Raw genomic sequence first — 16,417 nt, 5'->3', positions numbered from 1 at the left:
GGTCCACGTGTGAACAGCGCGTGACACGACCGCATGCACCGTTGCATGCAAGGGGTAGGATCGTCGACCGTGAGCACCCCGAGCACGAACACCACCGCCCAGGCAGCGTCCGACCGGGCGTACGACCACGTGAAGCGCGCGATCATCCGCGGCGACCTGCCCGGCGGCACGGCGATCAGCGAGAACGCACTCTGCCAGGAGATCGGCGTGTCGCGGACGCCCGTGCACGAGGCGTTCCTGCGTCTCGCCGCCGAGGACCTGCTCACCCTCGAGTCCCGGAAGGGCGCCGTCGTCCGGCCGATGTCCCCGAGCGAGGCGGCCGACGTGCTCGAGATGCGGGAGGCGATAGAGTCGACCGCGGCGACCCGCGTCGTCACCGACGGGCGCGTGGCGGACGTCACCCCGTTCCTCCAGGCGATGCTCGCGGAACAGGAGCAGGCGGTCGCGACCGGCGACGTCGACCGGTTCATCGAGGTCGACGCGGAGTTCCACGGTGCCGTCATCGGCGCGTCGCGGAACGCGATCGCCGTCATGTTCGCCCGGACCCTCCGCGACCGGCAGCAGCGACTGCGGCACCACCTGATGCGGCTGCAGCCGTCCCAGTTGCAGGCGTCCCTCGAGGACCACCGGGCACTGGCCGCCGCGCTCGAGGCCGGCGACGCCCTCCGCTACGCCGAGGTCCTCCGCGCCCACGTCGCGTCGCACCGGGGCGCCCTGTGAGCGCCACCACCGGCAGCGTCCCGACCACCGGCTCGCTCGCAGTCCCGAACGCCCGCGTCCTGCCGTGGGTCGCCGTCTGGGGCGCGGTGTTCGTGTGCTCGTGGGGCGGCAACCAGTTCTCGCCCCTGCTGCTCATGTACGAGGGGCGCGCGCACTACTCGTCGCTGCTCGTGAACGTCTTCCTCGGCGTGTACGTGCTCGGGCTCGCGCCGGCGCTCCTCGTCGCCGGGTCCCTGTCCGATCGGCACGGCCGCCGTCCGCTCATGCTCGCCGGGATCGTCTCCGCCGTCGTCGGCAGCGGGCTGCTGGCGTTCGGCCCGCTCGGCGCGGGGTTCCTCATGGCCGGACGTCTGTTCTCCGGGGTCACCGTCGGGATCGCGATGGCGGTCGGCAACAGCTGGGTGAAGGAGCTCTCGCAGGGACGCTTCGACCCGTCGGCCGACGCCGGGTCCGGCGCACGCCGGGCGTCACTGGCCTTCACCCTCGGGTCGGCGTCGGGTGCCCTCGTCGCCGGGCTCATCGCCCAGTGGGGGCCGATCCCCGAGGTCCTGCCCTTCCTCGTGCACATCTGCGTCGCCGCACCCTTCGCCGTGATCGTCTGGCGCACGCCGGAGACGAGCCGCTCCGGTGGGCTGCCCGGACCCTGGTGGAAGCAGCTCGCCGTCCCGAGCGCCGGGCACCGCCGGTTCACCCGTGTCGTGCTCGTCGCCGCGCCGTGGATCTTCGGGTCCGCCGCGATCGGGTACGGGTACCTGCCGACGAAGCTCGCCGGGGCGACCGGCACGTGGGGGCTCGTGTTCGCCACCGCCGCCACCGTCGTCGCCCTCGGGGTGTCGAGTGCCGTGCAGCCCCTCGCCGGGCGGGTCACCTCGCTCCTGTCGGCACGCGGGCTGCTGACCGCCGTGGCGCTCATGACCGCGGGCATCGCCGTGGTCGTCGTGTCGGTCCAGCTGCAGTCCGTGGCGATCGGGCTCGTGGCGAACGTCGTGATCGGCCTCGGCATCGGGCTGGCGCTCGTGTCGAGCCTGCTCGAGGTCCAGCGGATCGCGGGGACACGCGACCTCGCCGGGCTCACCGGGGTGTTCTACGCGGCGGCGTACGCCGGGTTCCTGGCGCCGGCGGTCATCGCCGCGGTGGCGAACGTCGTGGCCGTGCCGACGATCCTGTGGATGGTCGTCGGGCTCGGGGTGCTGTCCTGGGTGGCGATCCTGGTGTCGTCGCGGAAGCACATCCCCGCGTAGCTGGGACCGCGCGGTCAGAACTGGTCGCGCAGCCAGGCCGGCCCGTGCACCGCGGCGCCGAGCTCCTCGACGCGGGCCCGGAGCTCGCGGTCGGCGGTCACCACGACGACCGGCGTGTGCCCGGCGTCCACCGCGGCCCGGGCAGCCTCGACGATCGCCTCGTCCCCCGACGCCGGCGCACGCACGACGGACACCGGGTCGTCCGCGCCCACGGCGTCCCGCGCCGCTCCCTCGAGCACCACGGTCCACCGCGGCCACCACCGGTCGAACGGCAGCGCGAGCACCTCGGCCGGCACACCCGCCGCGGCGAGCGCCCCCACCGACCCGAGCAGCCGCGACGCAGCCCCCGCCCGGTCCTTCCACCACCCGTCCGGCACACTGCCGACGACGTTCGCCGCGTCCACCACGACGTGCGGTGTCGTCTCGATCCGTGCCCGCAGCGCCGGCCACGACGCCCCGAACCCGGGGTGCAGGGGCAGGTCCTCGACGTCGCCGACGGGTACCCAGGCCAGTTCGAGGCTCTCGCGGTCCGCGATCACCGGTTCGAAGGCCCTGGAGGCGCGCCCCACCACCGTCGTGTACGTCCAGAACCCGAGGTCCAGCACGGCGGTGTGGCGGAGGTCCACGCCGTCCTCGGGCACGCCGGCTTCCTCCGCCGACTCGCGGAGCGCCCCGGTCACGGCGTCCTCGCCGAGGTGGCGTGCTCCGCCCGGGATCCCCCAGGTGCCGCCGTGGTGGCTCCACTCGACGCGGTGCTGCAGGAGCACGCGCCCGGAGCCGTCGTCGACGAGGAGTCCGGCCGCGCCGAACCGCCCCCAGGCCTTGGTGCCGTCGGGGCCGACCGCCCAGGCGTCGCCGGGATCGCGGGGGCCGGGAGGCGGCCCGGGAGGCGTGGTGTCTGGCACCCGTCAACCCTGTCACACGGGACCCGTCATGTGACCGGAGACGTCGGAGCCGCTCGTGTACGGTGTCGGTCGAGACACGGGGTGCCGCAACCAGCGGCTGAGATCACACCCGTCGAACCTGCTCGAGCTCGTACTCGCGAAGGGATCGTCCATGCAGACTGCTGCGCCCGCCCCCGACTGGGCCCGTCGGACCGCCGAACTCCTCGAGGCCGTCCGCGCCCGGAGTCCCCTGGTGCACTGCATCACGAACACCGTGGTGCAGAACGTCACCGCGAACGTGCTGCTCGCGCTCGGTGCCTCGGCCGCGATGGTCGACGTCGTCACCGAGGCCGGGCCGTTCGCCCGGGTCGCCGACGCCCTGCTGGTGAACACCGGCACGCCGCACGCCGAACCCCGGGCCGCCTCGCTCGAAGCCGCCTCGGCAGCGGTCGACGCCGGCACGCCCTGGGTGCTCGACCCGGTCGCCGTCGGCTCCCTGCCGGTGCGGACGGCCCTCGCCCGGGACCTGCTGGCGCTCGGTCCGACGGTGCTGCGGGGCAACGCCTCCGAGGTGCTCGCGGTGCTCGGTGCCTCGGCCGGTGGTCGTGGCGTCGACAGCACGGTCGGCACCGACGACGCGCGAGCCGCTGCGGTCGACGCGGTGGCCGCCAGGCGCGTGGCCGCGGTGGCCGTGTCGGGTCCGGTCGACCTGCTGGTCGCGCCCGGCATCGGCGTGGTGCGGGTCGCGAACGGCACGGAGCTGCTCACGCGGATCACCGGCGGCGGCTGCGCGCTCGGTGCCGTCGTCGCCGCGTTCACCGCTGTCTCCCCCGAGGACCCGGGCGCGGCCGCCGTCGCCGCGACCGCGGTGCACACGATCGCGGCCGAGCTCGCGGCGCGCGAGGCCGGCGGACCGGGCACGTTCCAGCCGCTGTTCCTCGACCGCCTGGCGTCGCTCTCCCCCGAGGACGTCGTGCGCACGGCGCGCATCACCGTCGAGTCCCCGGCGGTGACCGCGTGAGCGCCGGTGGGTTCGGCGTGTACCTCGTGACCGACCCGGCGCAGTCGGACCGCCACGGCATCGGCGTGCTCGGGGTCGTCCGTGCCGCGGTGCACGGCGGGGTGCGGATCGTGCAGGTGCGCGACAAGGACGCCTCGGCCCGTGACCTGCTGGCGCTGACCGCCGCGGTGTCCGACGCCGTGGGCGACCGCGCGACCGTGGTGGTCGACGACCGGTTGGACGTCGCCCTGGCCGCGCGGCACGCCGGGCACCGGGTCGCGGGCGTGCACCTCGGTCAATCCGACGTCCCCGTCACCGCTGCCCGCGCTCTGCTCGGACCGGACGCGCACGTCGGGCTGACCGCGAACACCCCGGAGCACCTCGCCACCGTCGCCGCACTCCCCCGCGGCACGGTCGACCTGCTCGGGGTCGGCGTGGTGCACCCGACCGCGACGAAGGCGGACCACCCGCCGGCCCTGGGCCACGACGGGTTCGGCCGGCTCGCACGCGCGACGGACGTGCCGTGCGTGGCGATCGGCGGGGTGACGCTCGACGACGTCCTGCCGCTCCGGGCAGCCGGTGCCGCGGGCGTGGCGGTCGTGTCGGGCATCTGTGCCGCAACCGACCCGGGGTCCGCCGCGGCGGCGTTCGTGTCCGCGTGGGGCCCTGGACCCGACCACGGGGCGGAGGGGCGGCCGTCGGGTGGTGGCGATCCGTTCCTCCCGTCCGACGTGACGCACCACGGGGCGGACGCATGAGCGTCCCGCGCGTCCTGAGCATCGCCGGGACCGACCCGACGGGTGGGGCGGGGATGCAGGCGGACCTCAAGGCCATCGCGGCGCACGACGGCTACGGCATGGGCGTCGTGACCGCGCTCGTCGCGCAGAACACGCACGGGGTGGGTTCGGTGCACGTGCCGGACGTCGCGTTCCTGCGCGAACAGCTCGACGCGGTCTCGGACGACGTCGTGGTCGACGCCGTGAAGGTCGGGATGCTCGGCGCCGCCGAGGTCGTGCGGGTCGTGACCGAGTGGCTCCGCGAGCACCGCCCACCCGTCGTGGTGGTCGACCCCGTGATGGTCGCGACGAGCGGGGACCGGCTGCTCGACGAGGACGCCTCGCGGGCGATGACGACGCTGCTCGGGCTCGCCGACCTCGTGACGCCGAACCGGGCGGAACTCGCGGTGCTCGCCGAGCTGGCCACCCTGCACGGACGGGCCCCGGACAGCGCGGAGGACCAGGCGCTCGCCATCGCCCGCACCTGGGACGTGCTTGTGCTCGCGAAGGGCGGCCACGACGACGGCGACACCTCGGACGACGTGCTCGTCGGGCCCGACGGGGTGCTCCGGACGTTCAGCGCGCCACGCGTCCGGACGACGAACACGCACGGCACCGGGTGCTCGCTGTCGAGTGCGATCGCGACGCTCGCGGCCCGCGATGGCGACTGGGAACTGGCCGTCGGCACGGCGAAGCGCTGGCTGACCGCGGCCCTCCGCGGCGCCGACGCCCTGCACGTCGGCACCGGGAACGGTCCGGTCGACCACGGCGCGCTCGTGCGTGCGGAGCGGCCGGAGCCGAGGTGGACCGACCGCTGGTGGGACGACGTCGCCGAGGTCCTGCACGAGACGATCGCGTGCGACTTCCTCACCGGGATGCGCGCCGGGACGCTCGACCCCGAGGTGTTCGCCGCGTACCTGGCGCAGGACGTCCACTACCTCCGCGCGTACGAGCGGCACCTGGCGCTGCTCGGCTCGTGGACGACCGGGGCCGAGGCCGCGTTCTGGCAGGCGTCGGCCCAGGGCTGCGCCGACGAGGCCCGCGACCTGCACCACCGACGCCTCGCCGGCACGCACGCCGAGGACCCCGTCCACCCCGTCTGCGCCGACTACCTCGCCCACCTGCAGGCCGCTGCCGACTCCGGGTCCGTCGGAGTCCTCGCCGCGGCGGTGCTGCCGTGCTTCCGCGTGTACGCGTGGGTCGGGACGCAGATCGGCACGGTCGGGTCGGACCACCCGTTCGCGGACTGGATCGGCGCGTACGGCGACCCGGGGTTCGCCGAGGCCTCCGCGGACGCGACCGCCCGGGTCGAGCGGCTCGCCGCGGCGGCGACGCCGGCCGAGCGCGGCGCGATGACGCGCGCGTTCCGCGCGTCGACCGCGTGGGAGCTCGCGTTCTTCCGGATGCCGACCGCGGTGACGGGCCCGGGGGCGGGTCCGGAGTGTGCCGCCGGAGCGACACGCTCCCGCTGAGCGCCGCGGTCCCTGACGCGGAAGCGACAGGGTGCCGTCACGATTCGACGGCACCCTGTCGCTTTCGCGGGCGGGGGCGGGCGGAGGGACGGGTCGGGCGGGGCGGGGCGGGCCGCGCGGACGGGTCGGGCGGGGCGGGCGGGCGGGCGGGGGCGGGCAGGCCGCGCGGACGGGGCGGGCGCGTCGGGCGGGGCGGGCAGCAGCGCGGCCAGAGACGCGGGGCGTCGCGGAAGGGAGGCGCGGTGCGGGGCCGACCCGCGCCTCCAGGCCGTCAGCGGGTGGCGGGAGGCAGCCGCACCAGCTCGACCGACAGGTCGCGGCCGTCGACCGCACCGCGCATCCACGTGTGGTCCGGCTGGCGGCGCCGGTCCGTCGGCGAACCCGGGTTGAGCAGCCGCAGCCCCGACGGCGCGACCGTGTCCCACGGGATGTGCGAGTGGCCGAAGACGAGCACGTCGACGTCCGGGTACGCGGCCGTCATGCGACGCTCACGGCCCGTCGCGGCACCCGTCTCGTGCACCAGGGCGAACCGCAGGTCCTCGACGGCGAAGCGGGCCTCGAGCGGCAGGCGGTCGTCGAACTCGGGGCCGTCGTTGTTGCCGCGGACCCCCTCGAACCGCGCCGACCGGGCCTGGACGGCATCGAGCGTCGCGAGGTCCACCCAGTCACCGGCGTGCACCACGAGGTCCGCGGCGTCGATGTCCGCCCAGAGCCCGGCGGGCAGGTCCTTCGCCCGCTTCGGCAGGTGGGTGTCCGAGAGCAGGACGAACGAGGTCGTCACGGCGTGGTGCGTCCGGGCATCGGCAGCCCCGCCTCGTCCGCGGCGCCGAGCCGTTCGAGGAGCCCGGCGAGGAGCGCGATGTCGTCGTCCGACCAGCTCGCGAGCCGTTCGTCGAGCGCGTCGCGGTGCAGCTGCACGGAGCGTTCGAGTGCGGCACGGCCGGCATCGGTGGCCACGAGGGGCTTGGCGTTGCCGGTCCCGCCGTCGACCGTCCGGATGAGCCCGGCCGCCAGCAGCCCGGACAGCTGCCGCGAGATCGTGGAGCGGTTCAGCCGCAGGTACCGGGCGATGTCGATCGCCATGCAGCCCTCGTGCTGGACGACGAAGTCGACGAGGGACTGGTCGACGACGCTGAGGATCGCCTCCGAGCCGCGTGCCCGGATGCTCGCGCGGCGGGTGATGCGGGCGAGTTCCGTGTACGCGCGTCCGATGTCGCTGTTGCGGACATCGGGCCTCGGTTCGCTCATCGGACGGACTCCAGCCTGTCTGCGCCGGGACCTGCCGGCGGTGTTCGGTCCCGCCACCATACCGGCGGGTACGGATCGCGCCGGCTCAGTGACCCGCCGCGGCGGCCCGCAGGGCGGGGATGTCCAGCTTGACCATCTGCATCATGGCCTCGAAGACGCGGGCGTTGGCCTCGGGGTCGCCCGAGCCGGTCATCAGGTCGCCCATCATCGACGGGGTGACCTGCCACGCCACACCCCAGCGGTCGAAGAGCCACCCGCACCGGCTCGGACGGCCACCGTCGGCGAGCAGGGCGTCCCAGATACGGTCGAGCTCCTCCTGGTCGTCGACGTCCACCTGGAACGAGACCGCGTCGGTGTGCTCGTGCCCCGGACCGCCGTTCATCGCACGGTAGGGCTTGCCGAGGAGCGTGAACTCGACGACGAGGGTCTGCCCGTCCGGGGTCTTGCTCACGCTGTCGATGCTGCTGTCGGGGAAGAGCGACACGTAGTGCTCCGCCGCCTGCTCGGCCTGGTCGTCGTACCAGAGGAACGGGGTGATCGTCGGCATGGGCGGGGCCTTCCGGTTCGGCTCAGTCCGCAGCGCCGCGGCTGAGCAGGTCTGCCTTCTCGGGGTGCTCGTCGAACCACTTGCCGACGAACCAGCACATCGGGACGATGCGCCTCGTGGAGTTCGCCTCGACGTCGGCGACCGCGAAGTCGACGAGCTCGGCGGCGTACCCGTGTCCGCGGTGCTTCGGCACCGTGTACGTGTGCGGGAACGCGATCGCGTCGCCGTTCTCGCGGTAGTCGAGGACGCTCACGAGTTCGCCGCCGACGTACATCGCGTAGCGGTCCTGGTCGGCTTCGTCGCGGAACTCGTGGTCCATGCCGCCATCATGCACCCTCGGCGCGGGCGCGGGACGCGTCCGGGAATGGGCGGGTCGGGGTCGGGCGTTGCTCGGACACCATGACGACAATCGGCATCATCGGCGCAGGCAACATCGGATCCCAGCTCGCACGGCTGGCGGTGCGGAACGGACACGAGGTGGTGATCGCGAACTCCCGCGGCCCCGAGACCCTGGCGGACCTGGTCGCGGAGCTCGGCGAGGGCGCCCGTGCCGCGACCCGCGACGAGGCTGCCGCCGCTGGCGAGATCGTCGTCGTCACGACCCCGCTCGCCGCGATCGAGACCATCCCGGTCGGCCCCCTCGAGGGCAAGGTCGTGATCGACACGAACAACTACTACCCGCAGCGCGACGGCCACATCGAGGCGCTCGACTCCGAGACCACCACGACCGCGGAGCTCCTGCAGGACCACCTGCTCGGCGCCCGGGTCGTGAAGGCGTTCAACCACATCGGCGCCGCGGACCTCACCGGCCACGCCTCCGCCGCGGGCACCCCGGACCGTCGCGCGCTCGTGGTGGCCGGGGACGACGCCGGGGCCAAGCGGGTCGTGTCGGACCTCATCGACCAGTTCGGGTTCGACGTCGTGGACGCCGGGCCCCTCGCCGAGGGCTGGCGCATCCAGCGCGACACCCCCGGGTACGGCCCGCGGCTGACCGCGGCGGAGCTGCGCGAGGCGCTCGCGTCCGCGGAGCGGTACCGCGACATGTAGGTCGCGACCCCTGCGGGACGGGAGGCGCGGGTCGGTCCGGCACCGCGCCTCCCGTCCCGTCCCGCACCCGCCCGCCCGCCCACCCGCCCGCAGCTGGGAGGCGAGACTCGGCCCCATGGACAGTTCCGCGGCCGATCGGCCACGAAACTGTCCGCCGAGCCGAGACTCGGCGTCCGCGGCGCGCCGCCGGCTCAGGCGCCGTCGAAGACCAGCGTCATCTCGGCGAGGTCGTCCTCGGACGGCTCCCACGCCGTCCCGGCCTCGGCGTTCTGCCGGATCTGCTCCGGCTTCGTCGCTCCCGCGATGACGCTCGACAGCCCGGGCTGCGCCAGCAACCACGCGAAGGTCGCCTGCAGCATCGTGACGCCGCGCTCGTCGCAGAACCGCTGGAACTCCTCGAGGATCCCCCACGGCGCGTCCTGCAGCAGCTGCGGCTTCGCCGTGGTGAGCCGCCCGTCCGAGGGCCCACCCGCCTTCGTGTACTTGCCCGTCAGCAGGCCGTTGTACAGCGGGAAGTACGGCAGGAACCCGAGCGCGTACGCACGGACGGCCGGCAGCACCTCGTCCTCGACGCCCCGGGCGAGCGGGCTGTACTCGTTCTGCGCGGACACGAACGCCGTGGTGCCGGCGATGGAGGCGGTGAGTTCGGCCTCGGCGATCTGCCACCCCGCGAAGTTCGAGTGGCCGATGTAGCGGATCTTGCCCTCGCGGACGAGGTCGTCGAGCACGGACAGCGTCTCCTCGATCGAGGTCACGTCGTCCGGGCCGTGCATCTGGTAGAGGTCGATCCAGTCCGTCCCGAGGCGCTTGAGCGACGACTCGACCGCCAGCCGCACGTACCGCCGGGAGCCCCGCACCCCCCAGTCCGGCCCGTTCACCCCCTGCATGTCCATGCCGAACTTCGTGGCGAGGACGATCTCGTCGCGACGTCCCGCGATGGACCTGCCGAGGAGCTCCTCGGACAGCCCGCGCCGGCCGCCGTAGACGTCCGCGGTGTCGAACAGGGTGACGCCGGCGTCGAGGGCCGCGTGGACGACGGCGTCCGTGCCCTCCTGCGTCTCGGTCAGCGTGCCGGGTCGGCCGAAGTTGTTGCAGCCGATGCCGACGGTGGAGACGACGAGCCCCGACGGCCCGAGTGGACGGTGTTCGATTCCGGTCATGCCCCGACCGTACCGGCGACCCCGGAACTGGGGCTGCGCCAGCCGCACGGGTTGCCGTTAGAACTGACGATGGATCAGCCTACGGAGGGAGCACCGCAGTGGCATCGCATCGCATGCCGGACGAGGACCGGCCGCGTCGCGCCGTCCCCGACTGGGTCACGGCTCCCCCCGAGGGCGCGGCAGACGGCCTGGAGGCGCGCCCCGCCCCCGTCGCACCCGCCCCCGCTCCGGAGACGGCCGGCCCCGGCAGCACGCTCCCCGCACCGCCCGCCACACCGGCACTCGTCGACGACGACATCGTGGTGCCCGACTTCCCGCCGGAGGAGCACCTCCTGCCCCCGGCCCCGACCTCGCCCGCGGTGCACACGGTCCCGTTCGACACGGCCTCGGTCGGCCCCGCCCAGGTCTCGCCGATCGACGCCGTCGGTACCGTCGGTGCCGCATCCGTCACGCCGGGGGCCGCACCCGCTCCCGCCGCGCCGGCCGTCCCGGCGGGCCCCAGCGTCCCGGTCGTCGGTCAGCCCCGGTTCTCCGTGCCGGGCCTCGAGCACGTCGTCGTCGAGGGGTCGGAACCGGCTCCCTCGGGACCGATCGGCTACCGCACCCCGGCCCGGTTCGCCCACCAGCGCCCCGCCGCTCCGGCCGCCGCGGCTCCGGCGACCGCCGCTCCGGCTGCGTCGCCGGCCTTCGACGCCGTCATCGCTCCGCCGGCACCCGGGGGCCCGGGCTCGACACCGGCTGCCCGGGCGGATGCACTGCCGCCGACCGAAGCGCTCCCCCTGATCGACCTGCCGACCCGCGGCTCGGACACGGGACGCGGCCGGTCGACGAGCCCACGGACACCGAAGGGCACGAAGCCCGCGAAGGCCCCGAAGGCCGCGAGGCCCGCCCGGCCGTCGCGCACGAGGAAGCCGACCGCGAGGGTCGCGACCGACGCGCCCCCGGCGGTGGACGCGACCACCCTGGCTGCCGCGACGGTGCGTGGCGGGGGCGGGCCGCGCCTCCAGGCAGCCGGGACGACGCAGCGGGTGGGGACGACTCCCGGGGCCGTCCTCGGCGCCCTCGCCGGACTCGCCACCCTCGGACTCGGCGCATGGTGGTTCACCGCCCCCGCGACGGTGCACGGTGTCGGGCTGGTGCTCGGCGTGCTCGCGCTCCTGCTCTCGATCGTGACGCTGCGGCGGCCCGAGGCGACGTGGCAGCGGCCGCTCGCGCTCCTGGGTGCCGTGCTCGGCGGGGTCGGGACGCTCGTGCTGCTGTGGGCCGTGGCCTCGGCGGTGCTGCCGCTCGTCGGCGTCACCCTGCCGGACCTCACCGGGACGGGGACGGTCCCGACGCTCGCGCCGTAGCGCGCCGCGCCCGTCACACCGCGCGGACCACCCCGCGGGACAGGATCGCGTTCGTCAGGGCGTCGATCGGTTCCCGCTGCACCGTCGGGTTCGCGATGAGCACGTAGTCGACCGCCGGGAGGTCCGGCAACGCCAACCGCTGCGACACCTTCACGAGGTCCGCCGGGATGAGCGAGTGCGGGAACACCGCGACCCCGATCCCCGCCCGGACGGCCGCGAGCACCCCGTTCACGTCGCGCGTGTTGCAGGTGATCCGCCACGTGCGACCGGCGGACTCGAGCGCGTCGATCGCCATCTGTCGACTGATGCTCGGCGCCTGGTACGCGATGAGCGGCACGGGCTCCCCCGGCTCCAGCGCGATGCCGTCCTGCGCCATCCAGACCATCTGGTCGGTCGCGACACGGGTGCCTTCGGCGGACTCCCCCGCGGTCTGCTTGATGAACACGAGGTCGAGCTGCCCCGCGTGCACCCGGCGGAGCAGCGGTGACGACTGGTTCACCGTCAGCTCGAGGTTCACCTGCGGGTGCAGCCGTCGGAAGTCCCGCAGGATCCGGGGCAACTGCGTGATCGCGAGGTCGTCCGCCGCCCCGAACCGGAGTCGCCCGCGGGTCGCGGCTCCCGAGAAGTACGCGTCGGCGGTGGCGTGCGCCGCGAGGATAGTCCGCGCGAACCCGGCCATCGCGTCCCCGTTGTCGGTGAGCGCCACGCCCCGGGTGTCCCGGGCGACGAGGGTCCGGGAGACGGCCGTCTCGAGCCGCCGCACGTGCTGCGACACCGTGGGCTGGCTGATGCCGAGCCGGGCGCCGGCCTGGGTGAAGCTCCCGGTCTCGGCGACCGCGAGGAACGTCTGCAGCAGAACCGGATCCAGCACCGGACACCCTTCGTCGTGACGACCCCATTCGACTTCGCAATGGAGTGATAGCCACCATAGGGGTATCGAATGGGCCGCGCGCAGTTAGTTTCGAGTGGGCACAGTCCCGCCTGCTCCACCTCGACCTCCGGAGACCCCCACTCGTGAGTGCGTCATCGACGACCCTCCCCCCGCCCACCGAACCGCTGCCGATCCAGGCCACCAGACCGCCGTGGCGCCACACCCTCATCGCCCTGTCGGTGCCGAACTTCCGGCTCTTCACCGCCACGAACCTCGTCGCGATGACCGCCGGCTGGATGCAGCGCATCGCGCAGGACTGGCTCGTCCTGCAGCTCACCGGGTCCGTCGCGCAGGTCGGCATCACGGTCGCGTGCCAGTTCGCGCCGATGCTGCTGTTCGGGCTCCTCGGCGGAGTGCTCGTCGACCGGTTCTCCAAGCGCGCCCTGATGATGATCACGCAGGGCTCGTTCGCCGTGCTGTCGGCCCTGCTCGCCGTCCTGACGCTGTCCGGGATGGTGCAGGCGTGGCACATCTGGGCGATCGCGTTCGTCGTCGGCATGGTCACCGTCATCGACAACCCAGCGCGACAGGTGTTCGTCACCGAGATCGTCGGCCACGAGCACCTGCGCAACGCCATCAGCGTGAACTCGTCGGTCTTCCAGCTCGGCGGCATGATCGGCCCGGCCCTCTCCGGAGCGCTGCTCGTCGCGGTCGGCGCCGGCTGGTCGTTCGGCGTCAACGCGATCGCCTGCGTCGCCGTGGTGGTGACGCTCGGGTTCCTGAAGGTCTCGGAGCTCCACCGCACACCCCCGGCACCACGCGGGAAGGGGCAGCTCGTCGAGGGCCTCCGCTACGCCGTCCGGAAGCCGACCATCATCGTGCCGGTCATCCTCGTGGCGTTCTTCTCGGTGTTCGCGCTGACGATGCCGGTGCTGCTGTCGGCGTTCGCGTCCGAGGTGTACGACGTCGGCGCTGGTGGCTACGGCGTGTTCAACTCCGCGGTCGCGATCGGCGCCCTGGCCGGCGCACTGCTCTCGACGCGACGCGCCACCGTCCGGCTCCGCACCATCGTCGGCGGGGTGTTCTGGACGGGGATCCTGCTCGTGGTCTCCGGCTCGATCCCGGTCATCGCGCCGTTCACCGTCGCGCTCGTCGCCGTCGGGATGTCGCAGCTGCTCTTCCAGACCGCGTCGAACTCGCTCGTGCAGCTGTCCTCGAACGTCGCGATCCGAGGCCGGGTGATGTCGCTCTACGTCCTCGTGCTGCTCGGAGGGCAGGCGATCGGCGGCCCCCTCATGGGCCAGGTGGTCGACCACTTCGGTGCCCACGTCGGGATGGTCGTCGCCGGAGGCGTGCCGGCCGCGGCAGCGGCCGTCGTCGGGCTGGTGCTCGCCCGCCGCGGCGGGCTTCACCTGGCGGTGCGGATGCGGCACCACATGCCGGTGCCGTCGATCGTCGGGCACCGCTGACGCGTCGGACGAGAGGCGCGGTGCGGGCGGGCGCCGCGCCTCCCGTCCGCCGCGTGGTCGCGCTGGGCGCGCGCGTGGCGCCGCGCGCGCCGCACAAGCAAAGTCACCCGGAACCGCGCGAAGGCGTAGTTCCGGGTGACTTCCGTTGTGCGGAGGCGAACCGAACCGCCTAGTACGCGACCCCGAAGCGCGCCTGGTGGTGTGCCGGCGAAGCGATCTCGTCGACGAAGGCGATCGCGAAGTCCTCGCCGGAGATGTCCGAGTTGCCGTCGGCATCGGTGAGCAGGACGTCGTCGGTGGTGCGGTAGGTGCCACGACGCTCGCCGGGGTTGTAGCCACCGAAGGCAGCGGCCGGGCTCACGTAGAACCAGTCGACCTCGGTGTCCGACGCGCGGAGGGCCTCGAGGACCTGACCGTGGCTCTTCGCCTCGCCCTTGAACGCGTCGGGGAACTCGGCCGTGTCGTACAGCGCCGGGCCACCCTCGGCGACGAGCAGCGAACCGGCTCCGCCGACGATGCCGAGGCGCGCACCGGCAGCAGCGGCGGCGTCGACGAACGGCTGGAACTTGTCCTTGAGCTCGCTGCCGTCGGCCTGCACCGCGTGGAGCGCGACGACGATGACGTCCGCGCCCTTCGTGACCTCGGCGACGAAGTCGGTGTCGAAGGCATCACCCTGCGCGAGGGTGAGCCCCTCGGCCGGCTCGAGCTTCGAGGTGTCGCGGGCGACGGCGGTGACGGCGATGCCGCGGGAGAGGGCCTCGCGGGTGATGGCGGAGCCGGCGTAGCCGGTGCCACCGAAGACGACGATGCTGGTCATGGAGCAGTCCTTTCGTGGAACGTTGACACTCACCGTACAAGCGTTACTCTCTTTGAGTAAGTAGGCACCTCACGGTGCGTAACGGAGGTCGTCGTGTCAGCTCTCGAGTACAGCCCCTACGCCGCCGAGTGTCCCTCGCGACAGCTGCTCGACCGCATCGGCGACCGGTGGAGCGTCCTGACGATCGGCACCCTCGCCGACGGTCCGGCACGCTACTCGGCGATCGTCACCCGCGTGCAGGGCGTCTCGCAGAAGATGCTCACGCAGACGCTCCGGGCGCTCGAGCGCGACGGACTCGTCACCCGCACGGTCTTCCCCGAGATCCCGCCGCACGTCGAGTACGAGCTGACCGATCGCGGCCGGTCGCTGCGCGAGGTGCTGAAGCCGCTCGAGGACTGGGCGACCTCGCACATGGACGACGTCGCGGTCTCCCGCGAGCAGTACGACACCCGGCCTCGCTGAGCGCACCCGGAATCCCCACGCGACCGCCGTGGTTGCCTGGGGACATGCGATCAGTCGTCTACTCGAAGCCCGGTGACTCGTCCGTCCTGACCCTCGAGGAGCGTCCGCTCCCGGATCCCGGTCCCGGCGAGGTGCGTGTCCGTGTCGTCGTCTCTGGTGTCAACCCGACCGACTGGAAGGCCCGCGCCGGCGGCACGTACGGCGACGGCTTGCCGTTCCCCGAGATCACGCCGAACCAGGACGGCGCCGGAGTCGTGGACGCGGTCGGCGAGGGTGTCGACGGACTGTCCGTCGGCGACCACGTCTGGCTGTACATGGCGGCTGCGAGTCGCCCGACCGGCACCGCCCAGGAGTACACCGTCGTGCCCGCTGCCCGTGCCGTCCCGCTGCCGGAGGGCACGAGCTTCGACGTCGGCGCGTCGCTCGGGGTGCCGGCGATGACCGCGCACCGTGCCCTCACGACGCACGAGCACGGTCCGGATCGGCTCGCTCCGGGTGCCCTCGACGGGAAGACGGTGCTCGTCGCCGGCGGTGCGGGAGCCGTGGGACACGCGGCGATCCAGCTCGCACGCTGGGCCGGCGCAACCGTGGTCACCACCATCAGCTCGGACGCGAAGGCCGCACTCGCCACCGCCGCCGGGGCGCACCACACGGTGAACTACCGCGACGAGGACGCCGCCGCGCGGATCCGCGAGATCGCCCCGGACGGTGTGGACATCGTCGTCGAGGTCTCGATCCCGCAGAACGCCGGGCTCGTCGCCGAGGTCCTGGCGAACCACGGCGTCGTGTCGATCTACGCGAACAACGGCGGCGACGAGGCCACCCTGCCGATCCGCCCGAACATGAGCGTCAACGCCCGCTACCAGTTCCTGCTGCTGTACACGATCGGCGACGAGGCCCTCGCCGCAGCGGCCGAGGACGTCACCGCGGCGCTGCGCGACGGCGTGCTCCCCGTCGGCGAGGACGCGGGCCTGCCACTCGTGCGGTTCGACCTGGAGGACACCGCGGCAGCGCACGACGCCGTCGAGCAGGACACCGTCGGCAAGGTGCTGATCGACGTCAGCGCGGAGTGACGAAGCGCTGCGTCCGCCCGGGCCGGGTGGACGCAGCGCTCCGGTGGTCGGCGCCGCGGGGCTGGTTCAGCGGGCGAGCGCAGCGGCGAGGCGTGCCTCGAAACGGCGGCGGGCAGCGACCCGCTCCCGCTCGATGTTGGCGGCGATGACCTCGAGGTCTTCGTAGTCGGCGTCGGTCGTGTCGTCGGTCCAGTTCGGGGTGTACACCCGGGACCGACCGAAGGGCTTCGGTTCGGGGGTCACGATGGTCATGTGGGGATGGTACGTCGAGCGTCCGACAA

Annotated in this window: 19 protein-coding genes and 1 riboswitch; of the genes, 10 read left to right on the top strand and 9 right to left on the bottom strand. The window is 73.6% G+C overall.

Annotated elements, in window-relative coordinates:
• Window positions 1-69: 69 nt before the first annotated feature.
• Window positions 70-720, top strand: coding sequence for a GntR family transcriptional regulator (locus J2X60_RS05955; protein ID WP_217637344.1), 651 nt, complete (start codon window positions 70-72; stop codon window positions 718-720).
• Window positions 717-1,961: an MFS transporter gene (locus J2X60_RS05950; RefSeq protein ID WP_309886803.1), complete on the top strand. Its 1,245-nt coding sequence runs from the start codon at window positions 717-719 to the stop codon at window positions 1,959-1,961. The genes J2X60_RS05955 and J2X60_RS05950 overlap by 4 nt, the downstream gene beginning before the upstream one ends.
• 14 nt (window positions 1,962-1,975) lie before the next feature.
• Here J2X60_RS05950 and J2X60_RS05945 read toward each other — a convergent pair whose 3' ends face one another.
• Window positions 1,976-2,866 carry an NUDIX domain-containing protein gene (locus tag J2X60_RS05945; protein WP_309886802.1) on the bottom strand — a complete coding sequence of 297 codons (891 nt, stop codon included), beginning with the start codon at window positions 2,864-2,866 and terminating at the stop codon, window positions 1,976-1,978.
• A gap of 67 nt (window positions 2,867-2,933) precedes the next feature.
• Window positions 2,934-3,029, top strand: a riboswitch (TPP riboswitch).
• Between J2X60_RS05945 and thiM the strand changes: the two genes are divergently transcribed.
• The 3 genes from thiM (at window position 3,018) to thiD (ending at window position 6,093) form a co-directional block, all read left to right on the top strand.
• On the top strand, window positions 3,018-3,866 hold the full coding sequence (thiM, locus tag J2X60_RS05940; protein ID WP_309886801.1) for a hydroxyethylthiazole kinase: 849 nt from the start codon (window positions 3,018-3,020) through the stop codon (window positions 3,864-3,866). It overlaps the preceding riboswitch by 12 nt.
• Window positions 3,863-4,603 (top strand): thiamine phosphate synthase, encoded by a 741-nt coding sequence (thiE, locus tag J2X60_RS05935; RefSeq protein WP_309886800.1) that lies wholly within the window; start codon window positions 3,863-3,865, stop codon window positions 4,601-4,603. The genes thiM and thiE overlap by 4 nt, the downstream gene beginning before the upstream one ends.
• On the top strand, window positions 4,600-6,093 hold the full coding sequence (gene thiD / locus J2X60_RS05930) for a bifunctional hydroxymethylpyrimidine kinase/phosphomethylpyrimidine kinase (RefSeq protein ID WP_309886799.1): 1,494 nt from the start codon (window positions 4,600-4,602) through the stop codon (window positions 6,091-6,093). The genes thiE and thiD overlap by 4 nt, the downstream gene beginning before the upstream one ends.
• A gap of 271 nt (window positions 6,094-6,364) precedes the next feature.
• Here thiD and J2X60_RS05925 read toward each other — a convergent pair whose 3' ends face one another.
• From J2X60_RS05925 to J2X60_RS05910, 4 genes are all read right to left on the bottom strand, one after another.
• On the bottom strand, window positions 6,365-6,874 hold the full coding sequence (locus tag J2X60_RS05925) for a YfcE family phosphodiesterase (RefSeq protein ID WP_309779246.1): 510 nt from the start codon (window positions 6,872-6,874) through the stop codon (window positions 6,365-6,367).
• The gene (locus J2X60_RS05920; RefSeq protein WP_070418620.1) at window positions 6,871-7,341 is read right to left on the bottom strand and encodes a MarR family winged helix-turn-helix transcriptional regulator; all 471 of its coding nucleotides are present in this window, start codon (window positions 7,339-7,341) and stop codon (window positions 6,871-6,873) included. The genes J2X60_RS05925 and J2X60_RS05920 overlap by 4 nt, the downstream gene beginning before the upstream one ends.
• 85 nt (window positions 7,342-7,426) lie before the next feature.
• Window positions 7,427-7,888, bottom strand: a complete 462-nt coding sequence (locus J2X60_RS05915; protein ID WP_070418619.1) for a VOC family protein — start codon at window positions 7,886-7,888, stop codon at window positions 7,427-7,429.
• Between the two features lie 22 nt (window positions 7,889-7,910).
• The gene (locus tag J2X60_RS05910) at window positions 7,911-8,207 is read right to left on the bottom strand and encodes a GNAT family N-acetyltransferase (RefSeq protein WP_070418618.1); all 297 of its coding nucleotides are present in this window, start codon (window positions 8,205-8,207) and stop codon (window positions 7,911-7,913) included.
• A gap of 80 nt (window positions 8,208-8,287) precedes the next feature.
• On the opposite strand from J2X60_RS05910, the gene J2X60_RS05905 reads away from it, so the two are divergent.
• Window positions 8,288-8,935: an NAD(P)-binding domain-containing protein gene (locus tag J2X60_RS05905; RefSeq protein WP_309886798.1), complete on the top strand. Its 648-nt coding sequence runs from the start codon at window positions 8,288-8,290 to the stop codon at window positions 8,933-8,935.
• A gap of 191 nt (window positions 8,936-9,126) precedes the next feature.
• Here J2X60_RS05905 and J2X60_RS05900 read toward each other — a convergent pair whose 3' ends face one another.
• The gene (locus tag J2X60_RS05900) at window positions 9,127-10,095 is read right to left on the bottom strand and encodes an aldo/keto reductase (protein WP_309886797.1); all 969 of its coding nucleotides are present in this window, start codon (window positions 10,093-10,095) and stop codon (window positions 9,127-9,129) included.
• A gap of 98 nt (window positions 10,096-10,193) precedes the next feature.
• Here J2X60_RS05900 and J2X60_RS05895 point away from each other — a divergent pair, with 98 nt between their 5' ends.
• Window positions 10,194-11,444 carry a hypothetical protein gene (locus J2X60_RS05895; protein WP_309886796.1) on the top strand — a complete coding sequence of 417 codons (1,251 nt, stop codon included), beginning with the start codon at window positions 10,194-10,196 and terminating at the stop codon, window positions 11,442-11,444.
• Window positions 11,445-11,457: 13 nt separating this feature from the next.
• Here J2X60_RS05895 and J2X60_RS05890 read toward each other — a convergent pair whose 3' ends face one another.
• Complete coding sequence (locus J2X60_RS05890) at window positions 11,458-12,315, bottom strand: LysR substrate-binding domain-containing protein (protein WP_070418614.1); 858 nt, start codon at window positions 12,313-12,315, stop codon at window positions 11,458-11,460.
• A gap of 143 nt (window positions 12,316-12,458) precedes the next feature.
• Between J2X60_RS05890 and J2X60_RS05885 the strand changes: the two genes are divergently transcribed.
• Window positions 12,459-13,784: an MFS transporter gene (locus J2X60_RS05885; RefSeq protein WP_309886795.1), complete on the top strand. Its 1,326-nt coding sequence runs from the start codon at window positions 12,459-12,461 to the stop codon at window positions 13,782-13,784.
• A 169-nt stretch (window positions 13,785-13,953) separates the two neighbouring features.
• On the opposite strand, the gene J2X60_RS05880 is transcribed toward J2X60_RS05885, so the two are convergent.
• On the bottom strand, window positions 13,954-14,601 hold the full coding sequence (locus tag J2X60_RS05880) for an NAD(P)H-binding protein (RefSeq protein ID WP_309779241.1): 648 nt from the start codon (window positions 14,599-14,601) through the stop codon (window positions 13,954-13,956).
• A gap of 93 nt (window positions 14,602-14,694) precedes the next feature.
• Here J2X60_RS05880 and J2X60_RS05875 point away from each other — a divergent pair, with 93 nt between their 5' ends.
• Window positions 14,695-15,063: a helix-turn-helix domain-containing protein gene (locus tag J2X60_RS05875; protein WP_309886794.1), complete on the top strand. Its 369-nt coding sequence runs from the start codon at window positions 14,695-14,697 to the stop codon at window positions 15,061-15,063.
• Between the two features lie 44 nt (window positions 15,064-15,107).
• On the top strand, window positions 15,108-16,136 hold the full coding sequence (locus J2X60_RS05870) for an NADPH:quinone reductase (RefSeq protein WP_309886793.1): 1,029 nt from the start codon (window positions 15,108-15,110) through the stop codon (window positions 16,134-16,136).
• 66 nt (window positions 16,137-16,202) lie between these two features.
• Here the strand turns inward: J2X60_RS05870 and J2X60_RS05865 are convergent, their stop codons facing one another.
• Window positions 16,203-16,388, bottom strand: coding sequence for a hypothetical protein (locus J2X60_RS05865; protein WP_022907754.1), 186 nt, complete (start codon window positions 16,386-16,388; stop codon window positions 16,203-16,205).
• Between the last annotated feature and the right edge of the window lie 29 nt (window positions 16,389-16,417).

It is taken from the genome of Curtobacterium sp. 320, from assembly GCF_031455235.1.
In the GTDB taxonomy this organism is placed as follows: domain Bacteria; phylum Actinomycetota; class Actinomycetes; order Actinomycetales; family Microbacteriaceae; genus Curtobacterium.
The sequence above is the reverse complement of the archived record's forward strand: the minus strand, read 5'-3'. Positions and strand labels throughout refer to the sequence as shown.